The organism is Bradyrhizobium sp. CCBAU 45384 (assembly GCF_028128665.1).
GTDB lineage: Bacteria > Pseudomonadota > Alphaproteobacteria > Rhizobiales > Xanthobacteraceae > Bradyrhizobium > Bradyrhizobium manausense.
Genome location: NZ_LBIZ01000099.1, coordinates 44,814 through 61,244, shown reverse-complemented (window position 1 = coordinate 61,244; position 16,431 = coordinate 44,814). Strand labels below are relative to the sequence as shown.

The 16,431-nt window shown below is 63.8% G+C and carries 17 protein-coding genes; 5 read left to right on the top strand and 12 right to left on the bottom strand.

Features of this window, described 5'->3' with window-relative positions; all coding sequences use genetic code 11:
- Nucleotides 1-4: 4 nt before the first annotated feature.
- From boxC to XH80_RS11295, 3 genes are all read right to left on the bottom strand, one after another.
- On the bottom strand, nt 5-1,693 hold the full coding sequence (gene boxC / locus XH80_RS11305; RefSeq protein WP_271598665.1) for a 2,3-epoxybenzoyl-CoA dihydrolase: 1,689 nt from the start codon (nt 1,691-1,693) through the stop codon (nt 5-7).
- A gap of 135 nt (nt 1,694-1,828) precedes the next feature.
- Entirely contained in the window at nt 1,829-2,641 is an 813-nt protein-coding gene (locus tag XH80_RS11300; protein ID WP_271598664.1) for an alpha/beta fold hydrolase, read from the bottom strand.
- Between the two features lie 127 nt (nt 2,642-2,768).
- On the bottom strand, nt 2,769-4,310 hold the full coding sequence (locus XH80_RS11295) for a benzoate-CoA ligase family protein (RefSeq protein WP_271598663.1): 1,542 nt from the start codon (nt 4,308-4,310) through the stop codon (nt 2,769-2,771).
- Nucleotides 4,311-4,431: 121 nt separating this feature from the next.
- On the opposite strand from XH80_RS11295, the gene XH80_RS11290 reads away from it, so the two are divergent.
- Both XH80_RS11290 and XH80_RS11285 read left to right on the top strand, forming a co-directional pair.
- On the top strand, nt 4,432-5,340 hold the full coding sequence (locus XH80_RS11290) for a helix-turn-helix transcriptional regulator (protein WP_271598662.1): 909 nt from the start codon (nt 4,432-4,434) through the stop codon (nt 5,338-5,340).
- Nucleotides 5,341-5,342: 2 nt separating this feature from the next.
- On the top strand, nt 5,343-5,735 hold the full coding sequence (locus XH80_RS11285) for a group II truncated hemoglobin (protein ID WP_271598661.1): 393 nt from the start codon (nt 5,343-5,345) through the stop codon (nt 5,733-5,735).
- A 27-nt stretch (nt 5,736-5,762) separates the two neighbouring features.
- Here XH80_RS11285 and XH80_RS11280 read toward each other — a convergent pair whose 3' ends face one another.
- Nucleotides 5,763-6,095 carry a PRC-barrel domain-containing protein gene (locus tag XH80_RS11280; RefSeq protein WP_057745130.1) on the bottom strand — a complete coding sequence of 111 codons (333 nt, stop codon included), beginning with the start codon at nt 6,093-6,095 and terminating at the stop codon, nt 5,763-5,765.
- Between the two features lie 70 nt (nt 6,096-6,165).
- A complete protein-coding gene (locus XH80_RS11275; RefSeq protein WP_271598660.1) occupies nt 6,166-6,951 on the bottom strand; it encodes an IclR family transcriptional regulator domain-containing protein in 786 nt (261 codons plus the stop codon).
- A gap of 114 nt (nt 6,952-7,065) precedes the next feature.
- On the opposite strand from XH80_RS11275, the gene XH80_RS11270 reads away from it, so the two are divergent.
- The 3 genes from XH80_RS11270 (at nt 7,066) to XH80_RS11260 (ending at nt 10,623) form a co-directional block, all read left to right on the top strand.
- Entirely contained in the window at nt 7,066-8,424 is a 1,359-nt protein-coding gene (locus XH80_RS11270) for an aromatic ring-hydroxylating dioxygenase subunit alpha (protein ID WP_271598659.1), read from the top strand.
- A gap of 127 nt (nt 8,425-8,551) precedes the next feature.
- Nucleotides 8,552-9,988, top strand: a complete 1,437-nt coding sequence (locus tag XH80_RS11265; protein ID WP_271598658.1) for a glutamine synthetase family protein — start codon at nt 8,552-8,554, stop codon at nt 9,986-9,988.
- A gap of 293 nt (nt 9,989-10,281) precedes the next feature.
- Nucleotides 10,282-10,623 carry a hypothetical protein gene (locus XH80_RS11260; RefSeq protein ID WP_271598657.1) on the top strand — a complete coding sequence of 114 codons (342 nt, stop codon included), beginning with the start codon at nt 10,282-10,284 and terminating at the stop codon, nt 10,621-10,623.
- Nucleotides 10,624-10,793: 170 nt separating this feature from the next.
- On the opposite strand, the gene XH80_RS11255 is transcribed toward XH80_RS11260, so the two are convergent.
- From XH80_RS11255 to XH80_RS11225, 7 genes are all read right to left on the bottom strand, one after another.
- Nucleotides 10,794-11,507 (bottom strand): ABC transporter ATP-binding protein, encoded by a 714-nt coding sequence (locus tag XH80_RS11255; protein ID WP_083514104.1) that lies wholly within the window; start codon nt 11,505-11,507, stop codon nt 10,794-10,796.
- Nucleotides 11,508-11,514: 7 nt separating this feature from the next.
- Nucleotides 11,515-12,282 (bottom strand): ABC transporter ATP-binding protein, encoded by a 768-nt coding sequence (locus XH80_RS11250; RefSeq protein WP_271598656.1) that lies wholly within the window; start codon nt 12,280-12,282, stop codon nt 11,515-11,517.
- Nucleotides 12,275-13,219: a branched-chain amino acid ABC transporter permease gene (locus XH80_RS11245; RefSeq protein ID WP_271598655.1), complete on the bottom strand. Its 945-nt coding sequence runs from the start codon at nt 13,217-13,219 to the stop codon at nt 12,275-12,277. The genes XH80_RS11250 and XH80_RS11245 overlap by 8 nt, the downstream gene beginning before the upstream one ends.
- On the bottom strand, nt 13,216-14,133 hold the full coding sequence (locus XH80_RS11240) for a branched-chain amino acid ABC transporter permease (protein ID WP_092251677.1): 918 nt from the start codon (nt 14,131-14,133) through the stop codon (nt 13,216-13,218). The genes XH80_RS11245 and XH80_RS11240 overlap by 4 nt, the downstream gene beginning before the upstream one ends.
- 443 nt (nt 14,134-14,576) lie before the next feature.
- The gene (locus XH80_RS11235) at nt 14,577-14,795 is read right to left on the bottom strand and encodes a hypothetical protein (protein ID WP_333931744.1); all 219 of its coding nucleotides are present in this window, start codon (nt 14,793-14,795) and stop codon (nt 14,577-14,579) included.
- Nucleotide 14,796: 1 nt separating this feature from the next.
- Nucleotides 14,797-15,456 (bottom strand): acyl-homoserine-lactone synthase, encoded by a 660-nt coding sequence (locus tag XH80_RS11230; protein ID WP_271598653.1) that lies wholly within the window; start codon nt 15,454-15,456, stop codon nt 14,797-14,799.
- 82 nt (nt 15,457-15,538) lie between these two features.
- Nucleotides 15,539-16,267: a helix-turn-helix transcriptional regulator gene (locus XH80_RS11225; RefSeq protein WP_271598652.1), complete on the bottom strand. Its 729-nt coding sequence runs from the start codon at nt 16,265-16,267 to the stop codon at nt 15,539-15,541.
- Between the last annotated feature and the right edge of the window lie 164 nt (nt 16,268-16,431).

Genomic DNA, 16,431 nt, shown 5'->3' with positions numbered 1-16,431 from the left:
CTCCTTAAACCCGCGTCATATCGAATTTCGGCTTCTGGCCGCTGCCGTAGCGGCGCAGCGCGCCTTCCTCGCCGACGGCGTTGGGGCGCTGGAAGATCCAGTTCTGCCAGGCGGTGAGGCGGGCGAAGATCTTTGATTCCATGGTCTCGGGACCGACGAAGCGCAGGCTGGCTTCCATGCCGGTGAGGCTGTCGGGCGAGAAGCTGGCGCGCTCCTCCAGGAACACGCGGACCTCGTCGTCCCAGTCGATGTCGTCGAGCGCGAAGGTGACGAGACCGAGCTCTTCGGCCTGCTCGGCGTCAAGCGCAGTGCCGAGGGTGGCTTCGGCGCGCTCGACGTCAGCCGGATCAGCCTGGAAGCGCGACTCCAGCCGCGTCAGGCCGTGGCTCATCGGATAAGGACCGAAATTCATCGCCGACAATTCGATCGACGGCGGCGGCTGATTGTCGCCCTGGCGCGTGCCGATCAGCATGTAGGAGCGGTCGGCGGCGAAGACGAGCTCGGCGAGCGTGCCGGCAAAGCAGGACCCCGGCTCGACCAGCGTCACCAGCGTGCGCGAGGTGACGTCGACGCGCTTGAGCACGCGCTTCCAGTAGTGCCTGATCTCGTTGACCAGCCAGTGCGCCTTGTTGGCTTCGAGGAAGGCGTCGGACGCGAGCACATGGGCACGGTCGCCGTGGCTCTTGAACACGAGCATGGCGGTCTCGAGCTCGTTGATGCGCAGGTGCAGGATGGCATCGTCGAGCTCGCGTGCGACTTGCAGCGGCCAGAACGAGGCGCCCTGCACCATCATGCCGTCGATGTCAGCAGGCGGCGCGGCCTCCGGCGCCTTGATCGAGATGGTGGCGATGCGCGCGGCGCGGTCGATGTCGACCGTGACAAAGCCATATCGAATGCTGGTCTCGTCGATCACACGCTTGAGCGGCGTCAGCACGATGCCCTTGCCGCTGCCGGCGCGCTTCGAGGCCGCCGCAAACTCCTTGGCACGCTCGGCGATCCTGGCCTCGAGCTTGGAGTTCGGCGCGATCTCGTCGACGAGGCGCCATTGCACGGCGCGCTTGCCCTTCACGCCTTCCTCGATGGTGCAGAAGAAATCGGCGTGGTCGCGGCGCACCTTGCGCTTGTCGACGACGCGGGTGAGGCCGCCGGTGCCCGGCAACACCGCGAGCAGCGGCACCTCGGGCAGCGCCACGGCCGAGGCGCCGTCGTCGGCGAGGATGATGTGGTCGGTCGCGAGCGCCAGCTCATAGCCGCCGCCGGCGGCCGAGCCGTTCACCACGGTGATGAAGCGCTGGCCGGAGTTCTCCGAGGAATCCTCCATGCCGTTGCGGGTTTCGTTGGTGAACTTGCAGAAGTTCACCTTGTGGGCATGGGTCGAGCCCGCGAGCATGCGAATGTTGGCGCCGGCGCAGAACACGCGGTTCTTGGCCGAGCGCATCACCACGACCTTCACCTCGGGATGCTCGAAGCGCAGCCGCTGCACGGCGTCGGCGAGCTCGATGTCGACGCCGAGATCGTAGGAATTGAGCTTGAGCAAATAGCCCTCGAACAGGCCGCCGTTCTCGTCGACATCCATGGTGAGCGTCGCCACGTCACCGTCGACCGCCAGCTTCCAATGCTTGTAGCGGGACGGTTCGGTCTGGAAATCGATGAATGTCGCGCCGCCTGCGAGGCGCCGTTCTTCCCCGGCCATGGGCCACCCTTGAGCTCGTCCTGGTTTTAGCGTTAGATGCACAATAATGCATCTTCTTTCATACGTCCAGCCCGAATCTGGGCCGTGTATGCACTTTGCTTCATCCTGATGACAACTCGCAAAGGCCCCCGGGGATCATGCCGCTTGAAGCCCGGGATCATCGCGCAGGGTGGCCTTTGCGAATTGCTCGATCGCCTCCAGCGTCACCCCCGGCGCTTCACGATGCGGCGAATGCCCGGCACCCGGAATGATTTTCAGGTCGACCGGGCAGTAACACTCCTCCTGCGCGATCTCGACCTGGCGCAACGTCCCGTATTGGTCATCGGCGCCTTGCACCACCATGACCGGCACGCGGATGTAGGCCAGATATTCCGAGATGTCCCAGTCGCGGAATTTCGGGTCGAGCCAGGCGCCGTTCCAGCCGTAGAAGGCGTTGTCGACGTCCTTGTGCCAGCGCGCGAGCTTCGACCTGAGGTCCGTTGTCTCGAACGTCGTCTTGATCGCGGCGATGGATTTGATCGAGATGTCTTCGACGACGAAGTGCGGCGCAATCAGTGCGATGCCTTGCAGGCGATGATCCTGATGTGAACCGGCATAGATGGTGGCGATCGAGGCACCATCGGAATGGCCGAGCAGGAGGCCGCGCCTGAAGCCGATCATGTCGAGCAGCTTCGGCAGCACGTCCAGCGCCTCGCGCTGCATGTAGTCGAGCGGACGTGGCAGCGCGACCGGAGACGACTGGCCATAGCCCGCGCGCGAATAGGCGAAGATGCCCGCGCCGGTGGCTTGCTGGAGCTTCTGGGGGAAGTCACCCCAAAGTCCGACGGAACCGAGCCCTTCGTGCAGCATGACGATCGTCGGCGCGTCGGAGGCCTTCGGCGCCAGCCAGACGTATTCGAGGCTGGCGCTGCCGATGCTGAGGAAGCCGGTGGGTGTGAGGTTGGTCATGCACGTTTCCATTCATTCCATCATTCCGGACAACTCGCAGAGCGAGTTGATCCGGAATCCCGAGATTGTAGCCTGTGGCTCGAGATTCCGGGTTCGCGCTTCGCGCCCCCCGGAATGACGGAGCCGATCAATTCGCCCCTTCCCGCAGCTTGAATCGCTGGATCTTCCCCGTCGCGGTCTTCGGCAGCGAGTCCACCACGTCGATCCAGCGCGGATATTTCCACGGGCCGATCTTCTGCTTGACGTGCTCCTTCAGCATCTCCTGCAAGTCGCTCGTCTTCGCACCCGGGCGCAGCACGACGAAGGCCTTCGGCTTCAACAGGCCTTCCGGATCGGCCTCGGGCACGACGGCGGCCTCCAGCACGGCCGGATGCGTGATCAGGGCGCTCTCGACCTCGAAAGGCGAGACCCAGATGCCGGAGACCTTGAACATGTCGTCGGCGCGGCCGCAGAAAGTGTAGCGGCCCTCGGCGTCGCGAACATATTTGTCGCCGGTACGTGTCCACGGGCCTTCAAATGTGCGCCGACTCTTGTGGCGCTGATTCCAATAGCCCTCGCCGGCCGAGGGCGCATCGACCAGGAGTTCGCCGACTTCTCCGTCAGCGACATCCTGGCCGGCCTCGTTGACGAGCCGCACTGCATAACCCGGCACCGGCTTGCCTGAAGAGCCGTACTTGATGTCGCCGGGCGCGTTCGAGAGGAAGATGTGCAAGAGCTCGGTCGAGCCGACACCGTCGAGAATGTCGACGCCGAAACGAGACTTCCAACTGTTGCCGACGGATTCCGGCAGCGCCTCGCCGGCGGAGGTGCAGATGCGCAAGGACTTGCCGCCCCGCTCGCCCTTCATCGCCTCGTCGTTCAACATCGCAGCAAACAGCGTCGGCACGCCGTAGAAGATCGATGGATTGTAGCGGTTCATCAGGTCAAACATGCGCGCCGGCGTCGGACGCTCGCTGTTGAGGATCACGCTCGCGCCGACCGACATCGGGAAGGTCAGCGCATTGCCGAGGCCATAGGCGAAGAACAGTTTTGCCGCGGACAGGCAAACGTCGCTCTCGCGGATGCCAAGCACCTGCTTGGCGTAGGTATCCGCGGTCGCCTGCAGATTGGAATGGATGTGGCGCACGCCCTTGGGCATGCCGGTCGAGCCGGACGAATAGAGCCAGAACGCGGGCTCATCCGGATGCGTCGCAGCGGTGGTGAACTGATCGCTCTCCCCTGCGATCTCTTCCGCGAGTTGCTTGTGGCCGTTCTGCTTGGCGCCGGAGACGACGACATGCTCGAGATCAGGCATGCGGCCGACCACGTCCTTGATGACGGGATAGAGCGCCTCCGAGACGAACAGCACGCGGGCGCGGCAATCGGCGAGGATGTAGGCGTATTGATCCGCGGTCAGCAACGTATTCAGCGGCACCGGCACGATGCCGGCGCGGATCGCGCCCAGGAACACGATCGGGAAATCGACCGTATCCAGCATGATCATCGCCACGCGCTCCTCGCGGCGGACGCCGAGCCGGCGCAGCATGTTGGCGGCGCGGCGGGTCTGCTGCTGGAGCTCGCCGTAGGTGAGCTGCGAAACGGTGTCGTCGAAGGCGAGCTTGTTACCTCGGCCTTCCTCGACGTTACGGTCGAGCAGCCAGGTCACCGCGTTGTAGGGTCCCTCGCTCACGGTCGCCTCCCCCGAATTTTGAATTATAATTCATAGAAAGACACTGTGCTGGCTTGCTGTCAATGCCAGCAGGCACTATGTTTCATTAAAACGCGCCGCAGGACACCTGTAAAGAAGGCTCATGACCGACAGTCCCGACGCCGAATCCCGCTTTCTCGAACAGCTCGGCCAGCGCGTGCGCACCATGCGCGCGCTGCGCGGCATGTCGCGAAAAGTGCTCGCCAAGGTATCAGGAATTTCGGAGCGCTACATCGCGCAGCTGGAGAGCGGCAAGGGCAATGTCTCGATCGTGCTGCTCCGCCGCGTCTCCGACGCGATGGGCGCTCATCTCGAAGATCTGCTTCCCAGTGCCGATCCGACGCCGGACTGGCAGATGTTTCGCGACCTCTTGCGCAAGGCGACGCCTAGCCAGATTGCGCAAGCCAAGGATCTGCTCACCGGGGGCAGCGCGTCAGCGCCGCGCCGCGCGCCGTTCTGCGGTATCGCGCTGATTGGCCTGCGCGGCGCCGGAAAATCGACGCTCGGACGCATGCTGGCGAAGAAGATCGGCTGGAGCTTTGTCGAGCTCAACAAGGAGGTCGAGCAGCAGAACGGCCTCTCGGTTGCCGAGATCATCGCGCTCTATGGCCAGGAAGGTTTTAGACGCATGGAGCAGGCGGCGTTGCAGCAGCTGCTCGCGCGCAACGAGCTGATGGTGCTGGCGACCGGCGGCGGCATCGTCTCCGAGCCTTTGACCTTCGACCAGATCCTGACCTCGTTCTACACCATCTGGCTGAAGGCCGAGCCCGAAGAGCACATGGCGCGCGTACGCCGCCAGGGCGATCTGCGCCCGATGGCGGACGATCGCTCCGCCATGGCCGAGCTGCGCAACATCCTGCTCAGCCGCGAGCCGCTCTATGCGCGCGCGACGGCGGTGGTCGATACCGCAGGCCTTTCCGTCGATGCCGCTGCTGCGCGGCTGATCGATGCGGTACGGCCGGTGCTGCAGAACGAGGCCCGGAGCTTTGGGCTGCGGAGCGTGGCGCTGTAGAAATGACCTCCACCGACGTCACCATCACGATGTTCGAGCGGATCGGCGGCCGTGCCACGATCAACGCCCTCGTCGACCGCTTCTACGACCGCATGGACGCGCTGGCGCAGGCGAAGACCATCCGCGCCATGCATGCGGACGATCTCGGCCCGATCCGGGACGTGCTGAAGCGCTATCTGACAGAATGGACCGGCGGCCCGAAGCTCTATTCCCCCGAGAAAGGCCATCCGCGGCTGCGGCAGCGGCACATCGGCTTTGCCATCGGCGATGCCGAGCGCGATGCGTGGCTGCTGTGCATGCGCGGCGCGATGGAGGAGACGGTGACGGACAGCGCCGCGCGGCAGGACCTCGACAAGGCGATATCAGGCCTCGCCGACTGGATGCGCAACAGGTAGCGACGCCGTAGCCCGGACTAGCACGACTTAGATCGACCAGTAATTCGGGTGCTGGTAGGGCCGCGAGCGGTCGCCCCAATCGAACTCCTCGCCATCAAACTCGCAGGGGCCGCTGCTCAATTGCTCCGGCGTCAGATCGACCTGGAAGGCCTGACGGCCCGGATCATATTTCAGTGCGCTCCACTGCAAGGGATAATGGTGGTGCGTGCCGAGCAGGCCGCCGGTCTTGATCACGGCATAGGCGACCGTTCCGCTCACCTTGTCGAGCATCAACCGCTCGATCGTGCCGAGCTTGGTGCCGTCACAACCATAGACGGCGACGTGCTGCACGCGATCACTGGGAACCATGGTGTGTTGCATGGCATGCTCCCTGGTCTTGGATGGAGCGCATTATAGCACGGATGCCGGGGGGCGGTGGGATTGGCGTCAACTATAGCAATTGCGTGCGCACCGACTCCGCGCCCTCGCGCAGCAGCGGCAGGAAGCGGTCGATCAATTCCTGCACCGGCACGCGATCGACATGGGCGCCCATGTTGATGGCGGCGACGATGACGTCGTCGTAGCGGCGCACCGGCACCGAGATCGAGCGGAAATGTGGTTCGGCCTCGCGGTCGACCAGCGAATAGCCTTGGGCTCGATCCGCGGCGATGCGTGCGAGCAGCGCCTTGGGATCGGTCTGTGTCTGCGGCGTCAGCGCTTCGCGCTTCATCGCCTTGAGGCGCACCAGCAGCACTGCATCGTCGTGCTGGCCGAGCATGGCGCGGCCGACCGAGGTGCAGAACGCCGGCAGGCGGTAGCCGATTTCCAGCCCACCCGAAAACATCCGCGCCGGACTGCTGCGCGCGATGAACACGACGTCATCGCCATCGAGCACCGCGAGCGAGGAGATTTCGTTGGCCGCGGTCGCGACGCGGTCGAGCACCGGTTGCAGCACCGCGACCAGCTGGTTGGAGCGCAAGTACGACGCCGCCAGGGTCAACACATGGGGCGTCAGCGAGAACAGCTTTCCGTCGCCGCTGACAAAGCCGCCGCGCTGGAGCGTGAACAGCATGCGCCGCGCGGTGGCGCGCGGCAGCTCGGCGGCACGGGCGAGATCACTCAGCGTCATCGGACCCGCATTGGCGCCGAAACATTGCAGCAGGCGCAGGCCGCGATCGAGGGCTTCGACGAAATCCGTCGGACGCTCGTCAGTCTCGCTCCGCTTCAGCTTGGGCATCGGTTGGCGCTCATCTGCAAAATAGTGCTTGCTGCCAATCCAAGGCATGTCATAATTCGCCCATTCGTTCAATAGGCGAACACAACGCACCTCCGGAAAAAGGACGCGACCGCCATGATGAGCCAGGAGCAGAACGACCTGATCACCCGCACCGGTCCGAAGGACCCTTGCGGCAAGCTGATGCGGAGCTACTGGCAGCCGGCGGCGCTGGTCGATGAGCTCGACGGTGCGCGGCCGATCCGCCCCGTGCGACTGCTCGGCGAGAACCTGGTGCTGTTTCGCGACGAGACCGGACGCTACGGCCTGATCGATCGCCACTGCGCCCATCGCGGCGCCGACCTCGCCTTCGGACGACTCGAGCATGGCGGCCTGCGCTGCGCCTTCCATGGCTGGCTGTTCGACGCATCAGGCCAGTGCATCGAGACGCCAGCGGAGCCGAAAGATTCAAAGCTCTGCCAGAACATCCGCCAGCGCTCCTATCCCGTGGTGGAGAAGAGCGGCATCCTCTGGGCCTATCTCGGCGAAGGCACCCCGCCGGCTTTTCCGGAGATCGACTGCTTCGTCGCGCCCGGCACGCACACCTTCGCATTCAAGGGCCACATGGCCTGCAACTGGCTGCAGGCGCTGGAGGTCGGCATCGATCCCGCGCACGCCTCCTATCTGCATCGCTTCTTCGAGGACGAGGACACGTCCACGGCCTACGGCAAGCAGTTCCGCGGCGCTTCTGCGGGAAGCGACCTGCCGATGACAAAAATCCTGCGCGAATACGACCGCCCGATCATCAATGTCGAGCACACCGAATACGGATTGCGGCTGATCGCGTTGCGCGAGATCGACGAGGAGCGCACGCATGTGCGCGTCACCAACCAGCTCTTTCCGCACGGCTTCGTCATTCCCATGAGCACGGAGATGACGATCACGCAGTGGCACGTGCCTGTCGATGACGAGAACTGCTATTGGTACGCGATCTTCACCAGCTATGCGAACCCGATCGACAAGCAGAAGATGCGCGAGCAGCGGCTCGAGCTCTACGAGCTGCCCGACTACGTCTCGCGCAAGAACCGCAGCAACGACTACGGTTTCGATCCGCACGAGCAGCAGACCGCGACCTATACCGGCATGGGCAGCGACATCAACGTCCACGACCAATGGGCCGTGGAGTCGATGGGCGCCATCCAGGACCGCACCAAGGAGCATCTCGGCTCGAGCGACAAGGCGATCGTACAGTATCGCCGCCTGCTGCGGCAGGAGATCGAGAAGGTTGCGGGCGGCGAGAAGCCAATGCTGTTTCTGGACGAGGCCAATGCGCGCAGCATCCAGGGCCCGGCGACCATGGACGGCATCGGCCCGACGCGGGGCTGGGAGACCTATTGGATGGAGGTCGACGTCAAGCGCCGCCGCGGCGCGCCGTGGGCCGCGCCGGTGCCGAAGGAGATCGAAAGCAAGGTGCATCGGCTGACGGCGGCGGAGTGATGTTCGGGCACCGCTGCCGTAGGGTGGGCAAAGGCGCAAAGCGCCGTGCCCACCATTTTTCCGTGATGGATAGAGATCGTGGGCACGCTCCGCTTTGCCCACCCTACGGCAGTGATGGAGTGGCCAAGTGACTTTCATCGCGCGTCACGCGCTTTGGTCGGATGAGCAGAAGGACGCCGCGGCGCGGATGCGTCGCATCGTCGAGGAGAGAAATCTCGAAGTCATCCGCCTCGCCTTCCCGGACCAGCACGGCATCTTGCGCGGCAAGACCATCATCGCCACTGAAGCGATCGTATCGCTGGAAAGCGGCTGTTCGATCACCACCACCATGCTCGCCAAGGACACGTCCCACCGCACGGTGTTTCCGGTGTTCACGTCAGGCGGTGGCTTCGGCATGAAGGAGATGGAAGGAGCGGCCGACGTGCTGATGGTCGCCGATCCCACCACGTTTCGCGTCTTGCCGTGGGCTCCGACCACCGGCTGGGTTCTCTGCGACCTCTATTTCAACGACGGCCGTCCGGTGCCGTTCGCAACCCGCGGGCTCTACAAGCGGGTGCTCGACGAGCTCGGCAGAGGCGGCCACGATTTCGTCGCGGGCCTCGAGGTCGAATTCCACATCTTCAAGCTCGATGATCCGCATATGCGTGCGGAAGACGCGGGCCAGCCGGGTACGCCGCCGTCCGTCAGCCTGCTCTCCCACGGGTATCAGTACCTCACCGAGCAGCGTTTCGATCAGATGGAGCCGGTACTGGAGATTTTACGACGCGACATCGTCGCGCTCGGACTGCCCTTGCGCTCCGTCGAGGTCGAATTCGGGCCGAGCCAGTGCGAGTTCACCTTCGCACCCAGGAAGGGGCTCGAACCCGCCGACAACATGGTGCTGTTTCGCTCTGCCGTGAAGCAGATCGCGCGCCGCCATGGTTATCACGCCACCTTCATGTGCCGGCCAAAACTGCCGAACCTGTTCGCCAGCGGCTGGCACCTGCATCAATCGATCGTCTCGCGCGCGAGCGGCGACAATCTGTTCATGGCCAAGCAAGCCGGCCAGCCGCTCAGCGAGTTCGGCCGCTACTATCTCGGCGGGCTGCTCGATCACGCCCGCGCCGCGACCGTGTTCACGACGCCGACGATCAACGGCTACAAGCGTTATCGCTCTTATTCGCTGGCGCCGGACCGCGCGATCTGGGGTCGCGACAATCGCGGGGTGATGATCCGCGTGCTCGGCGGCCCTGGCGATGCCGCCACGCGGCTGGAAAACCGCGTCGGTGAGCCCGCCGCCAATCCCTATCTCTATATGGCGGCGCAGATCCTCGCAGGCCTCGACGGGGTCGACCGCAAGCTCGATCCCGGCCCGTCCGCCGACACGCCCTACGAGACCAAGGCGCCGCTGCTGCCGAAGTCCTTGCGCGATGCGGTCTCGGCGCTGAAGGACGACCCCTTCTTCCGCGAGAAGCTCGGCGCCGAGTTCGTCGACTATTACACCCACATCAAGAACGCCGAGATCGACCGCTTCCTGGCCGAGGTGACCGATTGGGAACACCGCGAATATTTCGAGATGTTTTGAGGCAGAACCGCCTCACGGCTCTGTGAGGCGACTTCATCCCGGCCGTTCCGACGACATCACTCCGCGCGCCAACGAAGCCGTTTTCCAGGCGCCGCGAAAACCCCTGGAAAAGTGCGAGGTCTATCCTCGACTTTTATGATCAACAATGGAGTTCGATCATGTTGGGTCAATTGATCAGTCTGATTTATCGCCTGTCCTGCCGGACCACCCTGGTCGAGATCGGCACGCACCGCCTGGCCCGCTGACCGGGCTTAAACCAGGTCAGACGGATTGACCAAATGAAGGGGACTTCCATGCGCAAGCTGATCCTGATTGCGACATTGTCGCTGTTGGCGAACCAGGCTTATGCCGGCGGTTCGCGGAGCCTGAGCCTGGCCGCGAGCCCAGTGACCGAACAGCCGGCAACGACCGCTCCGCCGCAGGCGACACAAGCTCCGATGGCGACGCCGCCCGCAACTGTACAGACGGCGACGACTACGCCCGCATCAGTTCCGCCAGCCGCACCCTCGCAAGCCGCGACTACGCCAGCCGCCACGGCTTCACAGCCGATTGCCGAAACCAAGCCGAAGCACCGAGAGCCGTCCACTGAAGCGCGCGTGATCCGCGAGTTGCACCGGCATGGGATTTATTGGTGAGAGCCAATGTCGTCCTGGCGAAAGCCAGGACCCATTACCCCAAGACGAGCTTTGACGAAGACTGGTCGTTCGAGACTGATACCGCGGGCAATTGATAGATCACGCGGTATGGGTCCTGGCTTTCGCCAGGACGACGCCGAAGGAGGCGCTCCAGCGTCGCGCCCCTCACCTCAAATTCCCAAATACTTGTGCTGCAAATCCGGCTCGGCCATCAGCTGGTCCGACGTGCCGCTCCACACCGTCTTGCCGCGTTCGATGATGTAATGGCGGTCGCAGATGCGGGCGAGGTGGTCGACGTTCTTGTCGACGACCAGGATCGACTGGCCCCGGCTCTTCAGCATCGACAGGCAATTCCAGATCTCGTCTCGGATCAGGGGCGCGAGTCCTTCGGTCGCTTCGTCCAGGATCAGGAGCTTTGGGTTGGTCATCAGCGCACGGCCGATGGCCAGCATCTGCTGCTCACCGCCGGAGAGCTGGTTGCCCATATTGCTGGCGCGCTCGGCAAGGCGCGGGAACAGGACGTAGATCGCGGCGAGCGTCCAGGGGTTGGCGCTGCCAAAGCGATCAGCCGCAGCCGCGACCAGATTTTCGCGGACGGTAAGGTTCGGGAAGATCTGGCGTCCCTCGGGGACCAGCCCGACGCCGAGCTTGGCGATCCGATAGGACGGCTGCGTCCGCACGTCAGTGCCCGCAAAGCGGATCGCGCCTGATCGCGCCGGCGTTAACCCCATGATGGAGCGAATGGTGGTGGTCTTGCCCATGCCGTTGCGGCCCATCAGCGAGACCATCTCGCCTGACTTGATCGAGAGCGACAGGCCGAACAGCACCTGGCTGAGGCCGTAACAGGTCTCGATGCCGTCGACGTCAAGAAGTGTGTCAGCCATCGTTTCTTCAGCCATGGCGCGTCACCACATGCGCCTCGCCAAGGTAGGCGCGCTTGACGTCTTCATTGGCGCGGATCGCGTCGGGATCGCCGGAGGCGATGACGCGGCCATAGACCAGCACCGAAATGCGGTCGGCGAGCGCGAACACCGCCGGCATGTCGTGCTCGACCAGCACGATCGAGACTTCTTTGCGCAGCTCCTGGAGCAGCCTCACCATGCCCTGCGATTCGGTGACGCCAAGTCCGGCCATCGGCTCGTCGAGCAGCAGCAATTTCGGCTTGCTGGCGAGCGCAACCGCAAGCTCGATCTGGCGCCGCTCGCCATGGCTGAGCTTCGACACCAGGACATCGGCGCGGTGGGCGAGGCCGACGCGGTCGAGCGCAGCATGCGCGGCATCGCGCAGGCCTTTCTCCTTCCGCGCATTGGCGAAGAAACGGAACGAGGTGCCGGCATGCGCCTGCGCGGCGAGCGCGACATTGTCGGCAGCGGTGAAGTCGAGCAGCAGCGAGGTGATCTGGAACGAGCGTGCCAGTCCCAGCGCGCAGCGACGATAGGCCGGCAGATAGGTGATGTCGCGACCCGCAAGCGAAACGCTGCCGGCATGCGGTGCGAGATGCCCGGTGAGCTGGCTGATCAGCGTGGTCTTGCCGGCACCGTTCGGGCCGATGATGGCGTGCAGCTCGCCCGCCGCGACATCGAGCGAGACGTGATCGGTCGCAATGATGCCGCCGAAGCGGCGCACCAGCTTTTCGACGCGGAGCAGCGGTTCAGCCACGGCCGATCCTCCCGAGCAGGCCCATGATGCCGCCGCGGCCGAACAGCACGATCAATAGCAGCAGCGGGCCCATGATCAGCGCCCAATATTCGGTGATCTGCGACAGGAACTCCTCCAGCAGCAGATAGACCACTGCGCCCATGACGGGGCCGAACAGCGTGCCCATGCCGCCAAGGATCACCATCACCATGAGATCGCCGGACCGGGTCCAGTACATCACGGCCGGGCTGACGAAATCGGTGTTGTTGGCGAGCAGCGCGCCGGCGAGGCCGCACATCGTCCCTGATATGACGAAGCAAACCAGCTGGTAACGTTTGGCCGGAAAGCCGATCGCCTGCATGCGCTGCTCGTTGGAGCGCAGACCCTGCACGACGAGACCGAAGCGCGAATTGACGATGCGCCAGATCAGGAAGATCACGCCGAACAGGCAGGCGAGACAGAGGTAATAGAACTGCGTGCGGTTCGACAGGTTGATCAGGCCGGAGAAATCACTGCGCTTGTAGACGGTGAGGCCATCGTCGCCGCCGTAGCGCGCCAGCCCCGAGGCGACGTAATAGGCCATCTGCGCGAAGGCCAGCGTGATCATGATGAAATAGACGCCGCGGGTGCGAAGCGAGAGCGCACCGATCACCAGGGCGTAGATCGCGGAGGCCGCTAGCGCGACCGGAAACTGGATGAAGCCGCTTCCAACACCTTCCTGCGCAAGCATGCCGACGGCATAGCCGCCGATGCCGAGATAGGCGGCGTGACCGAAGCTCATCATGCCGCCAAAGCCCATGATCAGGTTGAGGCTCGCGGCCGCCAGCGCCAGGATGACGATCCGCGTGAACAGCGTCAGGATGAAGATGTTGCCGGACAGGTAGGAATAGAGTGGCAGCAGCGCGAGGCCTGCCAGCATCAGGGCCGTGACGGCCTTGCTCACGCTCAAACCCTTCATCGACGGTTGGCCGGAAACAGCCCCTCCGGCCGCACCACCAGCACGATCGCCATCAGGAGATAGATCAGCATGGAGGACAGCGCAGGCGCGGCGGTGGAGGCGGCGGCGCCGCTCAACACCTGCCGCAGCAGATTGGGCAAGAAGGCACGGCCGAGCGTGTCGATCATGCCGACGAAGATCGCAGCGAGGAACGCGCCGCGGATCGAGCCGATGCCGCCGATCACGATGATGACGAAGGCGAGGATCAGGATGTTCTCGCCCATGCCGATCTGCACGGTGAGGATCGGCGCCTGCATCAGGCCGGCGAGGCCGGCGAGCGCGGCGCCGAGACCGAACACCAGCGTGTAGAGCAACTTGATGTTGATGCCGAGCGCGCCGATCATCTCGCGGTTGGAGGCGCCGGCGCGTATCAGCATGCCGATGCGGGTGCGCATCACGCCGAGATAGAGCAGCAGAGCCACCAGCAGCGCGACAATGATGATGGCGAGGCGGTAAGCCGGATAGTGAATGCCGGGCAGGATCGGCACCGGCACGGTGAGCCAGGCCGGCAGTGGTAGCGCCAGGCCAGCCGGTCCCCAGATCAAGCGCACGGCCTCGTTGAAGAACAGGATCAGGCCGAAGGTCGCGAGCACATGGTCGAGATGGTCGCGCCCGTAGAGATGCCGCAGCGCGCTCATTTCGAGCACAATGCCGAGCACCAGCGTGGCACCGAGCGCCAGCAGCGCGCCGAGCAGGAAGCTGCCGGTCCAGGCCGCGAAGGTCGCGGCGAAATAGGCACCCATCATGTAGAGCGAGCCGTGCGCGAGGTTGACGAGATCCATGATCCCGAACACCAGCGTCAGGCCGGCGGCGAGCAGGAAGAGCAGCAGGCCGAACTGCAATCCGTTCAGGAACTGTTCGACGACGAGCAGCATCAAGACTCTTTCAGGCGCATGCAGACGCGCGCCGATGTTCGAACACAGTCGCCATCAGTGAAAGAGCTCCCCCGCCTCTACAAGGCCGAAAAAGGGGTAATGGCAGTATCGTTCCGAGGCAAGAGCGATTCCGCGCCGGACATGCACTTTGTTGCATGCCGGTGCATGCGACCCCGATCGGCCCGGCAATAAGGCTTGCCACGCAGGATAGGGCAGCCTGCCGCACCCAAACGATAATCCCTCCCCCGGTTTCCGTGGAGAGGGCGTGGGGGAGGTCGGAACGAGGGGTGACGTCTAAAGCGGGATGAGATTGGGTTGAATCGTCATCGCGCTTTAGCTCTTTGTTTGAGCATGATCTCCGCGCAAACGCGTTCCGCTGATGTCGCGAGGGAAAACCGCTTCACACTTTACGCTAACGCGGCCCTTCGGGTCCGGATCATGCTCTAGTGCGACGTGACCTGGCGGGGGAGATCGTCCGGCACGTTCAGTTCGCTATTGGCTGTCGAGGCCTCCAGCGCCGCCATCCGGAACAAATAGGCCAGCGTCGCCAACCCCGAATCTTCAGCCATGTGCGCGAGCTCGAGCGCCATGTCGGACATGTAGCTGAGATTCTCGTCCTTGGTTTGCGCCATGGTTTGGCTTTCTCGCATCATGTTAGACATCTCAGGCGCTCTTTCGTTGCGCGGCGGTGCGGCCGCAAATATTGGCATGGGCGATGCAGTCGAGACGCGGTCCGTCGTGACGGACGACCGAGGCCATGCCGATGCGATCATGCAGGGCATCGACCGTCTCCTGGCGAATCTCGATGGTCGCCGCCATGGTCCAGGCATTCTCCACCAGCGCCGGCAGGCCGAGCGGCGTCACGACGAAGCCGGCCTCGTGGAAACGCGGCAGCCACCAGGTCTCCATGATCGCGCTGACACGCGCGATTCCCTGATCGAGACAGAACTCCTGCACCGCCGCCATCAGTTGCAGATTGAGCGCGCCATCGCGGCGATCACGAACGACGAAATAGCGCGACCACTCCCAGACCAGCGGATCCTCGGGCCAGCCGCGCACGGCCGCCAGATGCGGAAACACCTCGCTCATCATCGAAGGCTTGGTGGTCGGATAGAGCCGATGGCCGCCGACGACGCGGCGCCCCTCCAGCGCGAGCAAATAGACGGTGTCCTCGTTGTCATAGGAATCGATCTCGCGGCCATCAGGCCTGCGCAGCGTCTCCCAGTGTCGTTCCTCGACGAATATGTCGTGGCGCAGCCGGAAATGCTGCTCGAGTACGTCTTCGTAGAGGTGGCGATTGATCGCGGAAATTGCGTGAATCATGAAAACCCCCATCCAGCCCCAATGGAGGTAGCCTCCGCGAAAAGGCGCAGAGTCGATATTGGGAAATTTCCCAGTACGTCGTTTAGGGATTAATGATTTTGTGGCGAATAGCGAGCGCAACCGCATGCGTACGGTTGACCGCCCCCAGCTTGCGCGCAGCGGTTGCAAGATGCTCCTCGGCGGTGCGCTGCGTGATGTTGAGAATCTCACCGATCTCCCACGCCGACTTGCCCTGCGACGCCCAGGCGATCACCTCGCGCTCACGCGGGGTCAGGCGCGCCGATCGACTCGGCACAGGATCGAGCAGACGGCGAATGTGGTCGAAGCCGTACATCGCCATCAGATGCAGAGCCGGCTTGCTGCGCGAATTCAGATCGAGATGAACGCCGCCGAGCGACACCGCGGCCTCATAGCCGGTGAGCCCGTGGATGGGCACGACGAAGCCGCGTGACATCCGGAAATCGGTAGCGCGGTTCATCACCTCTGCCGCGTTCGGTTCGAGTTCGGCATCATACGGCGCTTCCGACCACTCGAACGGGTTGAGCGATTGCCGGCACAGGCGCACCACGGGATCGACGCGGTCGTAATTGTGTTGCGTGTAAAGACTGAACCAGCCTGCGGGCCAGCGCTTGGCGAGCACCATCTGCGCGAACCGCTGATCGGGATTCGGCAATCCGGTCACGATAATGGTCTCGAAGCCGAAGCGACCGAACGCCGTTTCCAGCGCATTCATGGCATCCGGAACCCTGCCATAGGCTCCCAGCCCTTCGATGAAGTCCAGCGCCTCGCGGCCATAGTCAACGGCGGACATCGATGCGTTCCCTGCCCCTCGCGTCTCCGTATAACACGTCTTTGGGGGCAGCCTCAATTCGCCCGCGTCCGTAATTCCCCGGTGGCCTTGCCATCGAAGATTTAATCTACTTGTGGAGGAAGTGACGTATAGTTACACCTAAGGTGCCTAGAGCGGGAAAGCCA